Origin of the sequence: Phocaeicola sp. HCN-40430 (assembly GCF_037890285.1) — a bacterium.
Lineage (GTDB): Bacteria > Bacteroidota > Bacteroidia > Bacteroidales > Bacteroidaceae > Phocaeicola > Phocaeicola acetigenes.
This window is the reverse complement of record NZ_JBBKBS010000030.1, coordinates 1-16,731: the sequence shown is the minus strand read 5'-3', so window position 1 is coordinate 16,731 and position 16,731 is coordinate 1. Positions and strand designations below refer to the sequence as shown.

Sequence of the window (16,731 nt, the reverse complement as noted above, 5' to 3'; positions counted from 1 at the left end):
CAAAAACGGAGAATTTATGTATTTTTGCATTTATAAAGAACAAAACTTATGGAGAATTACATCGTTTCGGCACGCAAATACCGCCCTGCAACTTTTGATACCGTAGTAGGACAAAAAGCCTTGACCACAACGCTGAAAAATGCGATTGCCAGTCATAAACTGGCACATGCTTATCTTTTCTGCGGACCTCGTGGAGTAGGAAAAACTACTTGCGCACGAATCTTTGCCAAGACCATCAACTGTCTGCATCCCACGGCCGAAGGGGAAGCATGCAACGAATGTGAATCGTGCCGGGCGTTTATTGAACAACGTTCTTATAATATACATGAACTGGATGCTGCATCAAACAACTCTGTGGAAGACATCCGTTCGCTGATAGACCAGGTACGTATTCCGCCACAGATAGGAAAGTACAAGGTGTATATCATAGACGAGGTGCACATGCTTTCTCAGGCTGCATTCAATGCTTTTCTGAAAACCTTGGAAGAGCCTCCTCATCATGCCATCTTCATTCTCGCTACTACAGAGAAGCACAAGATACTTCCTACGATTCTGAGCCGTTGTCAGATTTATGACTTCAGCCGCATCAGTGTAAGCGATACCGTGGAGCATCTGGAAAATGTAGCCAGAAAAGAGCATATCGAAGCCGAACCGGAAGCCTTGAATGTAATTGCACAAAAGGCCGACGGAGGTATGCGTGATGCCTTGTCTATATTCGACCAGGTGGTAAGTTTTACCAACGGACATATTACATACAAGAGTGTAATAGAGAATCTGAATGTACTGGATTATGAATATTATTTCCGCTTGACAGACTTTCTTCTGGAAAACAAAATAGCAGAAAGTTTGCTCATCTTCAATGATATTCTGAAAAAAGGATTCGACGGGAACCACTTCATCACGGGACTGACTTCGCACTTGCGCGATTTGCTGGTCAGCAAGGACGAGGCTACTCTGACTTTGCTGGAAGTGGGTGCTTCTATCCGTGAACGCTATCGTGCCCAGGCTCAGAAGTGCACTCCTCAGTTTTTGTATCAGGCCATGAAACTGTGCAACGACTGCGACTTGAACTATCGCCTCAGTAAGAACAAACGTTTACTGGTGGAACTGACCCTTATACAAGTAGCCCAACTGACAATGGGACCGGAAAACCCGACTCCTCCACAAGGAACGAAAAAGAGCCTGTCTCCGGTATTCAATCAAGGTACCACTTCTGCACAGACCAGTACAGCTCAGACTACAGGGGGAAATACGACAGTGAGACCACAGGGAAATGCAGCTCACCCTCCTGTCGGTACAGCTCCTCAGACACCGGCTCCACAGACTCACGCACCGGTAGCAGCCGGAACCAAAACTACACCTCCGCAAGGGCCGTCAAACACTCCGCAAGCTGCTGCTCCCAAAGGAGTACAGCCGGCAGCTCAAAATACCGATAAAAAAATTCCTGTGATGAAAGCCGGGAATTTAGGTATTTCCATCCGACGCCCCCAAACAGCTACTCCTACCAATGCAAACACAACAGCAACGGTAAAAGCCGTTCAACCGCAAGAAGAGGAGAACTACGAAGATTACATCTTCAACGAAAAAGATCTGGATTATTACTGGAGAGAATTTGCTGCCCGCCTGCCTAAAGAGGAAGCAGCAAATGCCGGACGTATGATGAATATACAGCCTCATCTGCTTTCCGACAAAAAGACATTTGAAGTAGTGGTCGATAACGAACTGGCACAAAAATACATGCAACAGCTTGCACCACAAATCGAGGCTCACCTGCGTCAGCAACTTCATAACCGCCAGATAAAAATGACGACACGGGTAAGTGAAGCCAACGAAAACATCCGGGCCTACAGCCATGTGGAACGCTTCCAGATGATGAGCAAAAAAAATCCGGATTTGCTGAAGCTTAAAGAAGTATTCGGCCTTGAACTTTCTTAATTTTTACTTTTGTCTCACTCTCAATCATTTTTTCCGATACAAAAATCCCCTTACCCACACAAAAGGCCGGCAAGGGGAACTGTTCGTATAGAGTCTTAATAAACAAGACTTACATTATCTACCCAAAATTTGTTTCCAGGGGAGCCGACAAAAGCTCCTCCAAGGCTGGAAGTAAACTGAAGCACAAGATGAGTAGGTGCTTCACCTTCTTCTGCCCATCCCACTTCTTTTATCTGCTTGCTTTCTCCTTTGCTGTTACGGGCATAATATCCACCGACGCCCAGCTTCATCAGCTCTGCCTGATATCCGGCATCCTTTGTAATGTCGCCATACATTATTTCATAAGTAGCACCGTTTTTCCAATCTTCCGTACGGCTATAACGCACCACAGCAGTCCCCACACGCTTGGCAATAATATTACCCTCGGCGTCTTCTGTACGTTTCTGGAGCAAACAAGTCATAATTGCACAGTCTTGTCCGGGCACCACAGACTTTCTGCTAAATCCAGTCTGCCGAATACGATTGGGCTGACCGGACATCCGTACCTTATAATCGTAACGAACAGCTTTCGGACGTGTTGTAAACGCTACTCCTGAGTTCAGAGCCATTTCTCCTTCCTTTGTTCCGGTAATCGGTTCTTTCATATCACCCAAAAACAACGATCCGGAAGCCAACACTGTGATATTGACCAGCCCCAGTACTTTGACACTTTCAATATGAGTCTCCAGACGGGCGCAATATCCATTCCCCCTTTTTTCAGGATATACACTGGTATTGGTCTTTACAATACCCATAACCTTGGCCATTACATTGGAATTTGCCCAGGGAGAACCACCCAGATTTACATAAGGCTCATTGCCATCAATCACCTTTGTGGGAGCCACTTCATACAACAGCTTTGTTTTTCCGCCAATTACTCCTGACTCATGAATCTTACGTGTCACCCACTGATCCATATTTCCGTATTTCAAAGGAACGACTTTCTCCTGTCCCTTCATATTCAGAGGCAGCATAAATAGCGCACACCCGAACAACAATCCTATCTTTTTCATTGTATCTATCTATTCACGTTATCCGGCAAAGATAAAAAAAAGGCGACGGTCTGAAAAACCGTCGCTTTATATTCCACTAAATAGAATACATATTCTTATTCATGTACTATATTTCCATTTACTGAATATTAGTACACACGGTACAATAACCATGCAGCCTGGAAGTCTTCACGATGAGGATATTTAGCCTTGAATGCATCTCTTGCACGCGCTGCTTCTTCACGAGTATCGAACGATTCTACAACCACACGATACATGTTCTTTTCTGCAGCATACACTACTTTTGCATTGTAACCATCGTTATCCAAAGTAGCTTTCAATCCTTCTGCATTAGCCTTTACTCCAAAGCTACCGCATACTACGCTAAATGCTTTCAAGCCATTTCCAGAAACCAGTTCAACTTTTTCTTCGCGAACAGTTCCAACTGTAACCGGAGCTTTTGTTACAGGAGCAGCTTCTACTACCGGAGCAGCTTCTACCACCGGAGTCTGTGCCGGAGTTTCTGCAGTAGCTTCTGCAAGTTCCTGCTGTTTTGCTTTTTCGTAAGCTTTCTTATAAGCACTTTCGCTTGACTTACAAGAAGAGAATGCCAGTGCTACGCACAATCCCATTCCCAATACAACAATCTTTCTCATGTCGTTTGATTTTATTGTTAGTTAATATTTAGTCCTATTTTCAATATATAATTACGCGCAAAAGTAGTAATATAAAAGAAGTGAAACTATTAAATTCTGTTAATTATACAGTTTTATCCTTCGTTTCCTTATTTTTCCTCAAAAGAGTGACAACTTATCAAAGTTTTTATTAGATTTGTAAATAGGAACTTTAAATAAGTGGAATTATGAAAGCACTAAATTATGTAGCCGCTTTTTTGGGCGGAGCAGCCTTGGGAGCAGCAGCAGGCTTATTGTTTGCACCGGAAAAAGGAGAAGATACCCGTAAGAAAATTGCAGAACTTTTGCGTAAAAAAGGCATTCGTCTGAATCGTGAAGAAATGGATGACCTGGTAGATCAGATTGCAGCAGAAGTAAAAGACGCTGAATAAAAATTTAACAAAACAGGCAGACTTAATTCACATTTCAAAATTGAATGAGTCTGCCTGTTTTTTCACTTTAACAAACCGCATATGTTTTCTCAAGACAAAAGCATAGACAATCTGGAATCTCTTGTAAAGGAGATGAAAAAATACATTGAACTGCAAGGAGAATATCTGAAATTCGATCTTGTGGAAAAACTGACTGTCCTGCTGGGTACCCTTATTCTTATTTTACTCATTACCGTATTAAGCATGATGGCCGTATTTTACTTTTCATTTATGCTGGTATACGCCCTCGAACCCATTACAGGAAGTCTGACCGGAAGTTATGCCATGATAGGAGGAATTATCCTGCTATTGGCATTCCTGATATACATATATCGAAAAAAACTGATATTCCAGCCGATGGTAAACTTTTTGTCACATTTGTTTTTAGACAATCCCAATAAGGAGAAACAGGCATGAATACGAAAGAAATCTACACCATAGAATTGATCTCTCAAAAAAAAGAGGAAAAAAGAGCGGAAATACAGGCTTCCAAAAAAAGAATGCAGCATATTTCGCAAGAACTTTTCTCACCCACCAGAAGTGATAATAAAATAGATAGCATGATGCAGCACATCAACATGGGAATAGCCGCCTATGATGGTATCATGACCGGCATAAAAGTGCTAAGACGCGTTCAAAGTTTTTTCTCACAAAAAAGAAAATAAGCCATACAATCCGTCTGCGTCATTCAAATAAATATTTGGAACTATCCGACAAATATTTTATATTTGTTACTTGATTTATTTAATGACAATTAATGAAAAGGATTAAATCTCTTGCATCTATTCCATCTAATTTACAAATGTTTACAGGAATAGATATCATCGGGAACTTAAAGCAACTATTCAAGTTCCCCACACAAATGCCCGGCTGCCTGTTCCTCTTATGCACAAGAGGCAATTGTGTTGCAACCATACACCTTACCCAATACGAACTCCGTCAGAACTCAATGGCTGTAATCATGCCCGAAGTATTCTTCCAGATCACATCACAAAGCCAGGATTGCCGTTTTACACTGATTGGGTTTTCAAAAGAACTTATCCGCCACTCTACATTGTTCTCTAAAACAATCGAGTATACTCCTCATATTTTCGAAAATCCGGTTATCCATCTGCAAAAAGAAGTTGCAGAAATTTTTCAGGAGTCTTTCAAAACCATCATCAAAGCTCAGCACTTAAGTGATGCATTTATTACTCCCGCACAAATTGACTTGATTTATTCACAAATCATTCTGACATTGGGTAATATAACCCGGAAAAAAGAAGAGAACTCACAAGTACGATACAACCGTAATCAGGAAATAGTAAAAGAACTGGTGCGCATTATCGTACAAAACTACAAATCGGAAAGAAACATTTCATTCTATGCAGAAAAGATGCACCTCTCTCCGCAACACCTGAGCACCACCATCAAAAAAACAACCGGGAAGACACTGACAGACATTATTTCTTCCTTTGTCATACACGATGCACAGGCCAAATTACGGTCCACGGAACTGACCATCCAGGAAATAGCCTATTCACTGAATTTTCCGGATATCTCCTTCTTTGGAAAATATTTCAAACGATACACAGGTATGTCACCTAAACAATACAGAAACTCCGGAAAATAAGAACAAAAAAAATGTTACCGATATCACCCGCATCGGATATCGGTAACATTCTTAAAAATCCGTCATCAAATCACAGACCGGTTTCTTATTCTATAATTTCCACATCGGTTACTTTTTCATTTCTTTTACGGCGATAAAACAGCAAGCGAATCAAATCGGTTGCTCCATATACAATTGCCGACACTCCCAATACAATAAAAGGAACAGTAGCTGCCTGGAAAGGATTAAACAGTACAACCAGTCCGGCAATCAGCACCAGCACAGAAATAACATACCAAACCACCGGCACTTTTACCACGTTACGCACCGATATAAAATTAGACAATTGAGTGACGCCTCCAAGTACCAGAAGCACACCTAATATATACATCAGAATGCTTACAAAAAATGCCGGCATAATCATCAGCCAGAGGCCAAAGCAAGCGCTTCCCAATGCAACGATAGGAAAAGGACGGCTCATACCATCCGACTGTCTGGAAGATGCAAAATAGCCGAACAATCCTAATAACCCCGGCAACAGAAACAAGACACCGATTGTTATCACCAGATAATTTACAGCAGCATCAGGCCATACGACCAACAGTATGCCAATAATCAAAGCACACAAGCCGCTCATCAAAGCATAGTTCATTGTTTTCATCACGTTTTATATTCTTAGTTATACGAAAATAGCAAATTACACAGATATAAACAAACGAAAAGACAAAATTCCCTATAGTCTTCCTTTTTTCTTACCATTATCTTTCATCAACCTTACATTTTCATTGAAAAAGGCAGAAATACCCCTTTTTTCTGGCATTTATAAAAACACTATCTAATGAATATCTCGTACAAAAGGCACTTGATATAAAGCAATTTGTTATTTTTTCACCATTCGTACTCCCTTTTTAAAGTATTTATACTATCTTTGTGGCAAATTTATTACGACAGAATTATGATTAAGCCTGATTATCCTTCCGTTTTGCTAATCTATACAGGGGGTACAATCGGTATGATTGAGAATCCGGAAACAGGTGCATTGGAAGCTTTTAATTTCGATCAACTTCAAGAAAATGTACCAGAATTGAAAAGATTTAACTACAGAATTTCATCTTATCAATTCAACCCCCCCATCGACTCCTCCGACATGGAACCAGCCTTGTGGGCTAAACTGGTAAAGATTATCCATTATAATTACGATAATTTCGACGGTTTCGTCATCCTTCATGGAACTGATACCATGGCATACACAGCCTCTGCCCTTAGCTTCATGCTGGAAAATCTGGCCAAACCCGTTATCCTGACAGGAAGTCAGCTCCCGATAGGTGTACTGCGTACCGACGGAAAAGAAAACTTAATCACTTCTATAGAAATAGCTGCTGCCAAATATCCGGACGGAAGGGCAATAGTACCAGAAGTCTGTATATTTTTCGAAAACCATTTATTACGTGGTAACCGTACCACCAAAATCAATGCAGAAAACTTCAATGCTTTCCGCTCCTACAACTATCCAGCGTTGGCCACTGCCGGTATCCATATAAAATATGAATACGACCGCATCCGTAAAGCAGATTTATCGCTTCCGATGCACCCTCACTATGTATTCGATACCAATGTGATGATTCTGACAATCTTCCCCGGTATTCAGGAAAAGGTAGTCAGCACAATGCTAAACACACCGGGCCTGCGTGCTGTAGCCCTAAAGACATACGGTTCAGGAAATGCTCCTCAAAAGCCATGGTTCATCAAGCTGCTGAAGGAGGCAACCAGCCGAGGTATTATCATCGTAAATATCTCACAGTGTCAAACCGGTATGGTAGAAATGGCACGTTACGAAACAGGCTTACATCTATTGGATGCCGGAGTGATAAGCGGATACGATGCGACGGTAGAATGTGTGATTACCAAACTAATGTTTTTACTCGGCCACAACCTGTCTCCGCAGGAAATACGGCGGGAAATGGGGCGTTCCATTGCAGGAGAGTTTACCCGACCGGAATTGTAACGCAATTGTAACAATTATTTCATGGCTCCGAAACAAAGAAACGTCATCTTTGCAGAAACTCAAAAATACCAAAACAATATGAATGATTACCGAATACTTGTTGTAGATGACGAAGAGGATTTATGCGAGATTCTAAAGTTCAATCTCGAAATGGAAGGGTATTTCGTAGACACAGCCAACTCTGCCGAAGAAGCCCTTAAACTGGATCTTACACAGTACCAACTGTTGCTTTTGGATGTGATGATGGGAGAAATTTCCGGATTCCGTATGGCAAGTATGCTGAAGAAGAACAAAGATACAGCAGAAATTCCAATCATATTCATCACTGCCAAAGATACAGAAAACGATACAATCACCGGATTTAATCTGGGAGCCGATGATTATATATCCAAACCGTTCTCTTTGCGTGAAGTAATCATGCGTGTGAAAGCGGTATTACGCCGTACTGCCGGAGTGCAGATGAAAGAACAGGACCAGTTACAATACAAAGGGTTAGTCATACATATCTCCAAAAAGAAAGTAACAATCGACAACGAAGAAATTTCATTAACCAAAAAAGAGTTCGAGATTTTGTTGCTTTTACTACAGAACCAAGGACGAGTATTCTCACGAGAAGACATACTGACCAAAGTATGGAATGATGAATCGTATGTATTAGATCGCACTATCGATGTGAATATTACCCGATTACGTAAAAAAATCGGTGAATATGGTAAACAAATTGTAACCCGATTAGGCTACGGTTACTGTTTCGAATGTGAATAATACAATTTGACATGACTACTTTTTTTTCTCGTATTCTTTCCTTTAGCCAGAAACTATTCTTTCTGGTTATCTCTCTTTTCATCGCTTTTTCGCTGTGCTTTATGTGTTTTCAGTACAGACGGGAAAAGGTATTCAAGAGCGAACTTTTAAATACACAGCTTCAAGACTACAACTCACGGCTATACGATTTCATAAACGAAAACGGTAATCTGAATGCAGATAGTCTGCAACAGTATGTGGCTACTCACATGATCCCGAACCTGCGGGTCACACTCATCACATCCACAGGTATCGTAATCTACGACAACATAGAAAAGAACTGGAAGAAGTTCAAGAACCATTCTTCACGAAAAGAAGTCATAGATGCCCTGATGTATGGCAGCGGATATGCCATCAGCCGGCATTCGGAAAGTTTGAATGGAGAAGAATTCTTTTATTCGGCCAAATACTACCCCAGTAAACGGCTGATCATACGTTCTGCCCTTCCCTATAGCGTGAGTTTAAGCGAACATCTTAAAGCCGACTCGGGATATGTTTGGTTTACATTGGTAATCAGTTTATTACTGATAGCCTTATTCTATCGTTTCACTTACAAACTGGGAATGTCCATCACCAAACTGCAACAGTTTGCATTAAAGGCCGACAGAAACGAACCAATAGACATTGAAATCTTACAAACATTCCCTAAAAATGAATTGGGAGAGATTTCCCAGCATATCATAAAAATATACAAACGGCTCCACCGTGCCAAAGAAGCCCTCTACATCGAGAGAGAGAAACTGATTTCGCATCTGCAAACCTCGCACGAAGGACTTGGAGTCTTTACCAAGGAACGCAAGGAAATTCTGGTAAACAACCTTTTTACACAATATGCCAATATCATCTCCGACAGAAACTTAAGTTCCACCGAAGAAGTTTTCGACATACCGGAACTAAAACCCATCAATGAGTTTCTGACTAAGAATGAAAACAATCCCAATAAAGAAGAAAAACGTTTATCCCTTCATATAGACAAAAACGCACGTTCTTTTTTGGTAGAAAGTATCATCTTTCAGGATTTGTCATTCGAAATTTCCATCAATGACATTACTCAGGAAGAAGAACAGGCCCGCCTGAAACGTCAGCTGACACAGAACATCGCCCACGAGCTGAAAACTCCTGTAAGCAGTATACAAGGGTATATAGAGACATTGCTCAACAATCCGAATCTCAGCCCGGAGATGACACAAACATTCTTGCAAAGAAGCTATGCTCAAAGCAACCGGCTCACACTTCTTCTGCGTGACATCTCTGTACTTACCCGTATGGACGAAGCTCCGGATATGGTATCAAAAGAGAGTCTGAATTTAAGCAAGCTGGTAGAAAACATGTTAAGCGAGGTTGCTCTGAATCTCGAAGAAAAACATATACAAGTCAATAATTTGCTCCCGCCTAACATGAACATCATAGGAAACGGATCCTTATTGTATTCCATTTTCCGGAATCTGACAGACAATGCAATAGCTTATGCAGGCACAGGCATACAGATTACAATAAACTGTTTCCGGGAGGATGAAAAATTCTACTACTTCAGTTTTTCCGATACAGGAGTAGGTGTTCCCGAAGAACATTTGAACCGACTGTTCGAACGCTTTTACCGCGTAGACAAAGGACGCTCCAGAAAACTGGGAGGAACAGGTTTAGGACTGGCTATCGTGAAGAATGCAGTCTTATTCCATGGAGGTACCATTTTTGCCAAAAATATTCCGGGAGGAGGATTGGAATTTGTCTTTACTTTACAGAAAGGAGTGAATTAAAACAATCACCATAAAATAAAAACCTCTCAATTATAAAAAAGCTTGACTCTTGATTATTCAACAGTCAAGCTTTTTATATTCCAGTGCCAGTTATAAATCCTGCAAGTCATTGCCTACAGCCAACGATGACGGCTATAAAATCGACGTCGTCGATTCGCCATCCGACGCCGTCGGATGCATATTCTGCGGCGCCGGTTACAGTATGTACGCTCTCATACCCAGCCATAGTACCATTAACCATTCATCATGCAAACGGATTCTTTCATCCGACTGCATAAAGAAAAAAACGTTTCATTCTGCTGTTTCCGCATCCACAGTCCACGTACAGACAAAATCATCGCGAAGCATATAATGTATCTGATAATGGTTATTCATCCCTGTACGATACTCTTCAGCCTCAAAAACTCCTTCCTCCGAAGCGGTAAAAGGACAGATATACAGGTGCTTCAAGAAGTCCACCTCATTGGTATCAAGCAACTTAAACAAGGTCTCTTTTGCCGACCAGTGCAGCAAATACTGATAAATCAACATACGCTCTGACAAATGTTCCCGACCGGGCATTTCATCCTGGCGGACAAAGCGTGAAATGACCTTTTTCACCCTCTCGCCATAATACTCTATATCCATGGCAATATTCCACTTCGGGTGAATACCGACGGCAATATAGCCTTTGGTATGTGAAATTGTAATCTGATATTCTCCCGAAAGAATATAAGGTTTTCCGGATGCATAATGCCCAATACACATTTCCTTTCCAGACAATGCTTTCAGCAAAACCCTTACGCCCAAATACTCCATCTTCCGGGAAAGAGACTTCAGTCCGGCAAGTTCTTCCTCGTAATTGAAATTCTGCGACAACCGGCTACGTAACTCTTCCTGGCTCTCGGTCAGTTGCCATATACCGAAACACCCTCCCTGCCAGTTCCATTGTTTAAGAAGCGACATATCCCTCTTCTTTATGCTCTTTAGGAAGTACCGTTACCTTTACTTTCAAAATACGGCGAGAATCCATCTCTACAATTTCAAAACGATAGTTCTTATAGAACAAGACTTCTTGCTGTACCGGGAATTCCCCCTTCAGTTCGAGAATCAATCCTGCCAGCGTGTCGGCATCGGCCGCAATATCTTCAAATTCATCCGAATCAATCTTCAAGACTTTATAGAAATCGGTCAGGAACGTCTTTGCTTCAAACAAATAAGAATTATCAGAAAGTTTAATATAGGTACGTACTTCCTCATCGTACTCATCATTTATTTCGCCTACAATCTCTTCTATGATATCTTCCATGGTTACAATACCCGACGTACCACCAAATTCATCCACTACAATCGCAATATGAATTTTATTGATTTGAAAATCATGAAGAAGATCGTCAATCTTTTTCGTTTCCGGAACGAAGAAAGCCGGACGAATCAAATTCTGCCACTTGAACTCATCACCCTGCTTCAGATAAGGCAACAAATCTTTTATATACAAAATCCCCTTGATATTATCACGAGACTCTTCGTATACAGGAATGCGGGAATAAGCGTTATCTACGACACATTTCAAGACCTTGGAAAAAGGAGTATTCAGTTCAAGATCCACCATATCAAGACGGGCAGTCATCACTTCTTTGGCTGTTTCCTCCCCAAAGCGAATAATTCCTTCAAGCATGGTACTCTCTTCTGAAATTTCATTCTTATCGGTCAGTTCCAGAGCCTGAGACAGCTCGTCGACAGACAAGTTGCGCACCTTATGCTTTTTAGTCAATTTGTTGACCACAAAAGACGAATGTACAAGCAGATTCGACATCGGCTTGAATACCGACCGAAGCACATAAATAACCGGAGCAGCTTTTCTGCAAAAAGAAAGTGTATGCTGTGCAGAATATATTTTAGGCATTATCTCCCCAAACAACAGCAATAAAAAAGTCAGGACTACGGTAATAACCAGAAACTCCAAAATCTGTGCCTGACCAAAATCTATTACGCTGGCAAAGAAGTAATTGCACAACATAATAATGGTCACATTCACAAAATTGTTTGAAATAAGAATGGTAGCCAACAAATGTTCAGAATCTTCCAGAAGACTTTTAATCTTCGTATCAGAAGGAGATTTTTCTTCTTCAATCTCATTCAAATCAGAAGGAGACAATGAAAAGAAAGCAATTTCGGAAGCAGAAACAAAACCTGATGCATACAGCAAAAGAATAGCCAGCATCAATGCAATAATCGCTCCTAGAGAAGGAGACATAACAGTTACTCCGTTACATAAATCCGATAAACGGGATAAATACGAGTCAGGGTCCAAAGATTTAAATTTTAGTTAGACATAAGTTCATTTTAAAACGGCAAATCGTCTGATGCCGATTCCGCAGACACAGATGCAGTCTGCGAAGCAGCAGCCGGTTGCTGAACCTGTCCGGCAGGCTGTTGGACAGCACGCGGAGTCAGCATTTCCATATTATCACCGAATATCTCCACTACGTAACGTTTTATACCGTTCTGGTCGTCATAAGACCGGGTACGGATTTTTCCCTCGATGTAAAGTTTGTCTCCCTTACGTACATATTTTTCGGCAGTTTCCGCCAATCCGCGCCACAAAACAATATTGTGCCATTCTGTACGTTCAGGAACCTGTGTTCCATTGGCCAAAGTATATGCTCTATCTGTTGTAGCCAACGAAAATGTAGCCACAGCTACACCGCTATCCAAATATCTTACATCGGGATCTTTCCCCACATTACCTATCAACTGGACTTTATTCAATGACATGATTTACTTCGTTTTAATATCAGAGTCCAAAATTACAGAAAAAAAATGAGACAACAAACGCGATACAGGGAATTTATATAAATCAGCCACCGGAACCCTCTGATACTTTTCCGGCAACAGACTTTTTTCCGTTACTTCCACCTCATAACAATCGGCATAAATTACCCGGTGAGACAGCACATGCTTTACCCTTTGCCCCATCCGCCGTACCAGCTTTACCTCACACTGCGACAGCAGTTGCTGGAATTCCGGAAAACTGAAAAGTTCTTCTTCCGACAAGCTCCTATCAGGTTCCAATAACGGAAACTCATATAAATTCTGCCAAATATCGCCAGCCGGCCGCTTGTATAAAAAAGTACAACCCGATGTATGGATATAGAGATAAATAAAATGACGGTCGAGTACCTTAGTCTTACGTTTCTTTTTAGGCAATTCGCCCACCAGACCTTTACGAAAGGCCACACAACTGTCCATCAACGGACAAACCTCACACTTGGGCGACACAGGCACACACTGCAGTGCCCCAAAATCCATAATGGCCTGATTATACAGCCCTGGCGTTTCTTTCGGCAATAATTCATCGGCCAAAGCTGCAAATATCTTTTTCCCCTCCGAGGTGTCAATCGGAGTATCCACGCCCATCCAGCGCGACAAGACACGATACACATTTCCATCCACTACCGCATAAGGCATATCGTAAGCGATAGAACAAATGGCGGCAGCAGTATATTCCCCCACCCCTTTCAAGGCACGTACTTCTGCATACGTTTTCGGGAAATACTCCTGTGAATCAATCGAACGGGCAGCTTCATGCAGATTTCGCGCCCGAGAATAATATCCCAGCCCCTGCCAATACTTCATCACCTCATCTTCATCGGCCTGAGCCAAAGCATGAAAATCCGGAAACCGTTCTATAAACCTGCAATAATAATCATATCCTTGAGCCACCCTTGTCTGCTGAAGAATTACCTCCGATATCCATATTTTATACGGATCTTGAGTCTGCCGCCAGGGAAGTTCTCTTTTATTATGTTCGTACCAGTCAATCAACAGCGGAGCAAATTGATTCATTTCTATATATTTATTCTATTAACCAAAGTTTTTTATTATTTTTGCAAAAATAGGAGTTTTCGGAGGAAGCGAAAGATACTTTTAGAAAAAATTGTTCTGAATATATTTTTCAGAGTACAAGAAAAGCTATATATTTGCAGTCCAAAAATTTAAGATAACGTATAACAATAATTATTAGCAAAATGACTAAAGCGGATATTGTAAACGAAATTGCTAAAAACACAGGTATTGACAAGACCACCGTGTTGACAACCCTTGAAGCGTTCATGGACTCAGTAAAAGAATCTCTGTCTAATGATGAAAACGTATACCTTCGCGGGTTCGGCAGTTTTATCGTAAAGAAAAGAGCTCAGAAAACTGCTCGTAACATTTCAAAAAATACAACTATCATCATTCCGGAACACAACATTCCGGCATTTAAACCAGCTAAGACATTTACTCTTTCAGTAAAAAAATAATTAAATTAGTATTAACCCTATAAAATTTTGAAGCTATGCCAAGCGGAAAGAAAAGAAAAAGACATAAAATGTCTACACACAAACGTAAGAAAAGACTAAGAAAGAACAGACATAAAAGCAAAAAATAATCATTAGTCTGTCCGACTTCAATAAAGAACAAACTTGTAAAGCCTTTTATAGTCCTTTCAGGTTTGTTCTTTGTGTATTAGTCAAAATGTACGTTTAGAAAACAATTTATAAACTTTAAAAACCAAATAATCAAGTGACAAGCGAATTAGTAGTTGACGTACAGCCCAAAGAAATCTCTATCGCACTGTTGGAAGACAAGAATCTGGTAGAATTTCAGAAAGAAGAAAGAAACCTCTCTTTCTCCGTAGGGAACATGTACTTAGGCAAAGTGAAAAAACTGATGCCTGGACTAAATGCCTGCTTCGTGGATGTCGGCTTTGAGAAAGACGCTTTCCTTCACTATTTGGACTTAGGACCTCAATTTCACTCCTATCAGAAGTATCTGAAACAAGTAATAAGCAATAAGCAGAAACTTTATCCTATTTCAAAAGCTTCTTCCTTACCTGATATTGAAAAAGACGGTACAATATCCAACGTACTGCAACAGGGACAGGAAGTCATCGTTCAGATTGTAAAAGAACCTATCTCTACCAAAGGACCTCGCCTGACTTGTGAACTATCCTTTGCCGGAAGATATCTGGTTCTCATCCCATTCAACGATAAAGTTTCCGTTTCACAGAAAATCAAGTCGAGCGAAGAGCGCGCCCGACTCAAACAACTGTTACAGAGCATCAAGCCTAAAAATTTCGGCATTATAGTACGTACCGTAGCCGAAGGAAAGCGAGTTGCAGAGCTGGATGCCGAGTTGAAGATTCTGCTAAAACACTGGGAAGAAACTATCACTAAAGTACAAAAGGCCAGCAAATTACCGTCTTTAGTTTACGAAGAGACAAGTCGTACCGTAGCTATTTTACGTGATTTATTCAATCCTTCATACGAAAATATCTACGTCAACGACGAAACGGTATACAACGAGGTAAAAGACTATGTGGCATTGATAGCCCCCGACAGAACAGGAATTGTCAAACTTTACAAAGGCCAACTTCCCATATTCGACAATTTTGCTATTACCAAACAAATCAAATCCTCGTTCGGTAAAACCATATCCTACAAGAGTGGCGCTTATCTCATCATCGAACATACCGAAGCCCTCCATGTAGTAGACGTAAACAGTGGAAACCGTTCAAAATCAGGAAACGGACAGGAGGCCAATGCGCTGGATGTCAATTTAGGTGCAGCAGACGAACTGGCCAGACAACTCCGTTTAAGAGATATGGGAGGCATTATTGTAGTCGACTTCATCGATATGAATCTTGCCGAAAATCGCCAGAAACTATACGAACGCATGTGCCAGAATATGCAGAAAGACAGAGCCAAACACAACATTCTTCCACTCAGTAAATTTGGCTTAATGCAGATTACCCGCCAACGCGTACGTCCGGCAATGGATGTAAATACAGATGAAGATTGTCCAACCTGTTTTGGTAAAGGCAAAATAAAACCTTCTATTTTATTTACAGATACTTTGGAAAGTAAAATTGATTACCTGGTCAATAAGTTGAAGATAAAAAAAGTAACCTTACATATACATCCTTATGTAGCTGCTTACATCAATCAAGGACTGGTATCATTGAAACGTAAATGGCAAATGAAATATGGATTTGGTATAAAAATCATCCCAAATCAGGATTTTGCTTTTTTACAATACAAATTCTACGATGTACACGGAGAGGAACTAGACATGAAAGAAGAGTTCGAAATCAAATAAGAACAACAAACAGAGGCTATCTCAAAACACTTTGGGGTAGCCTTTTTTGTATTTATAAAAAAATCAGGGACACCACTATCGAAACAATCTTCCAAAAGATGCTCTTAAGCCGTATTCACCTCTACGCCCCCTTGCATCCAAGACTTTGCCTGCCTTATTGCAGACCATGCCAACACAACCAATACTGAAGCAAACACCAAACGTTATACTTTTAGCCAACGAAAACTATCCACTTCAGTACACCCCGCACGATACCCCATTCACACTCCTCTAAAAGCAGAAATCAAGCCTGCAACAGCAATCAGTACACACAACCTTGCAAAAGTGATTTCCAAGAAAGTCCAGCCGACAAAAACACCCCAAAAACAACCTGAATACAC

17 protein-coding genes are annotated in these 16,731 nt (G+C 41.0%); 10 read left to right on the top strand and 7 right to left on the bottom strand.

Annotation, left to right across the window (positions count from 1 at the left end; translation table 11 throughout):
- Window positions 1-48 precede the first annotated feature (48 nt).
- Entirely contained in the window at window positions 49-1,935 is a 1,887-nt protein-coding gene (locus WKU26_RS11500; protein ID WP_340322102.1) for a DNA polymerase III subunit gamma/tau, read from the top strand.
- Window positions 1,936-2,030: 95 nt separating this feature from the next.
- On the opposite strand, the gene WKU26_RS11495 is transcribed toward WKU26_RS11500, so the two are convergent.
- Window positions 2,031-2,987, bottom strand: a complete 957-nt coding sequence (locus WKU26_RS11495) for a PCMD domain-containing protein (protein WP_445323246.1) — start codon at window positions 2,985-2,987, stop codon at window positions 2,031-2,033.
- 128 nt (window positions 2,988-3,115) lie between these two features.
- On the bottom strand, window positions 3,116-3,622 hold the full coding sequence (locus tag WKU26_RS11490) for an SPOR domain-containing protein (protein ID WP_178266701.1): 507 nt from the start codon (window positions 3,620-3,622) through the stop codon (window positions 3,116-3,118).
- A gap of 206 nt (window positions 3,623-3,828) precedes the next feature.
- On the opposite strand from WKU26_RS11490, the gene WKU26_RS11485 reads away from it, so the two are divergent.
- From WKU26_RS11485 to WKU26_RS11470, 4 genes are all read left to right on the top strand, one after another.
- The gene (locus WKU26_RS11485) at window positions 3,829-4,032 is read left to right on the top strand and encodes a YtxH domain-containing protein (RefSeq protein ID WP_178266700.1); all 204 of its coding nucleotides are present in this window, start codon (window positions 3,829-3,831) and stop codon (window positions 4,030-4,032) included.
- Window positions 4,033-4,113: 81 nt separating this feature from the next.
- Window positions 4,114-4,488, top strand: coding sequence for an LPXTG cell wall anchor domain-containing protein (locus tag WKU26_RS11480; RefSeq protein ID WP_340322100.1), 375 nt, complete (start codon window positions 4,114-4,116; stop codon window positions 4,486-4,488).
- Window positions 4,485-4,736: a hypothetical protein gene (locus tag WKU26_RS11475; protein ID WP_178266698.1), complete on the top strand. Its 252-nt coding sequence runs from the start codon at window positions 4,485-4,487 to the stop codon at window positions 4,734-4,736. Before WKU26_RS11480 ends, WKU26_RS11475 begins: the two co-directional genes overlap by 4 nt.
- 92 nt (window positions 4,737-4,828) lie before the next feature.
- On the top strand, window positions 4,829-5,683 hold the full coding sequence (locus WKU26_RS11470; protein ID WP_340322099.1) for a helix-turn-helix domain-containing protein: 855 nt from the start codon (window positions 4,829-4,831) through the stop codon (window positions 5,681-5,683).
- An 85-nt stretch (window positions 5,684-5,768) separates the two neighbouring features.
- Here WKU26_RS11470 and WKU26_RS11465 read toward each other — a convergent pair whose 3' ends face one another.
- On the bottom strand, window positions 5,769-6,323 hold the full coding sequence (locus WKU26_RS11465; RefSeq protein WP_178266696.1) for a DUF308 domain-containing protein: 555 nt from the start codon (window positions 6,321-6,323) through the stop codon (window positions 5,769-5,771).
- A 294-nt stretch (window positions 6,324-6,617) separates the two neighbouring features.
- On the opposite strand from WKU26_RS11465, the gene WKU26_RS11460 reads away from it, so the two are divergent.
- The 3 genes from WKU26_RS11460 (at window position 6,618) to WKU26_RS11450 (ending at window position 10,228) form a co-directional block, all read left to right on the top strand.
- Window positions 6,618-7,667 (top strand): asparaginase, encoded by a 1,050-nt coding sequence (locus WKU26_RS11460; protein ID WP_178266695.1) that lies wholly within the window; start codon window positions 6,618-6,620, stop codon window positions 7,665-7,667.
- Window positions 7,668-7,745: 78 nt separating this feature from the next.
- Complete coding sequence (locus tag WKU26_RS11455) at window positions 7,746-8,432, top strand: response regulator transcription factor (protein WP_178266694.1); 687 nt, start codon at window positions 7,746-7,748, stop codon at window positions 8,430-8,432.
- An 11-nt stretch (window positions 8,433-8,443) separates the two neighbouring features.
- On the top strand, window positions 8,444-10,228 hold the full coding sequence (locus tag WKU26_RS11450; RefSeq protein ID WP_340322098.1) for a sensor histidine kinase: 1,785 nt from the start codon (window positions 8,444-8,446) through the stop codon (window positions 10,226-10,228).
- Window positions 10,229-10,519: 291 nt separating this feature from the next.
- Here the strand turns inward: WKU26_RS11450 and WKU26_RS11445 are convergent, their stop codons facing one another.
- Genes WKU26_RS11445 through mutY form a run of 4 tightly spaced genes read right to left on the bottom strand, consistent with a single transcriptional unit; the run spans window position 10,520 to window position 14,056 of the window.
- Window positions 10,520-11,173 (bottom strand): 4'-phosphopantetheinyl transferase family protein, encoded by a 654-nt coding sequence (locus WKU26_RS11445; RefSeq protein ID WP_340322097.1) that lies wholly within the window; start codon window positions 11,171-11,173, stop codon window positions 10,520-10,522.
- A complete protein-coding gene (gene gldE / locus WKU26_RS11440; protein WP_178266691.1) occupies window positions 11,160-12,521 on the bottom strand; it encodes a gliding motility-associated protein GldE in 1,362 nt (453 codons plus the stop codon). The genes WKU26_RS11445 and gldE overlap by 14 nt, the downstream gene beginning before the upstream one ends.
- Window positions 12,522-12,553: 32 nt before the next feature.
- A complete protein-coding gene (locus tag WKU26_RS11435) occupies window positions 12,554-12,985 on the bottom strand; it encodes a single-stranded DNA-binding protein (protein WP_340322096.1) in 432 nt (143 codons plus the stop codon).
- A 3-nt stretch (window positions 12,986-12,988) separates the two neighbouring features.
- Window positions 12,989-14,056 (bottom strand): A/G-specific adenine glycosylase, encoded by a 1,068-nt coding sequence (gene mutY / locus WKU26_RS11430; RefSeq protein ID WP_269877705.1) that lies wholly within the window; start codon window positions 14,054-14,056, stop codon window positions 12,989-12,991.
- A 182-nt stretch (window positions 14,057-14,238) separates the two neighbouring features.
- On the opposite strand from mutY, the gene WKU26_RS11425 reads away from it, so the two are divergent.
- Window positions 14,239-14,514 carry an HU family DNA-binding protein gene (locus WKU26_RS11425; protein WP_178266686.1) on the top strand — a complete coding sequence of 92 codons (276 nt, stop codon included), beginning with the start codon at window positions 14,239-14,241 and terminating at the stop codon, window positions 14,512-14,514.
- A gap of 262 nt (window positions 14,515-14,776) precedes the next feature.
- Complete coding sequence (locus tag WKU26_RS11420; protein ID WP_178266685.1) at window positions 14,777-16,351, top strand: Rne/Rng family ribonuclease; 1,575 nt, start codon at window positions 14,777-14,779, stop codon at window positions 16,349-16,351.
- Window positions 16,352-16,731 lie beyond the last annotated feature (380 nt).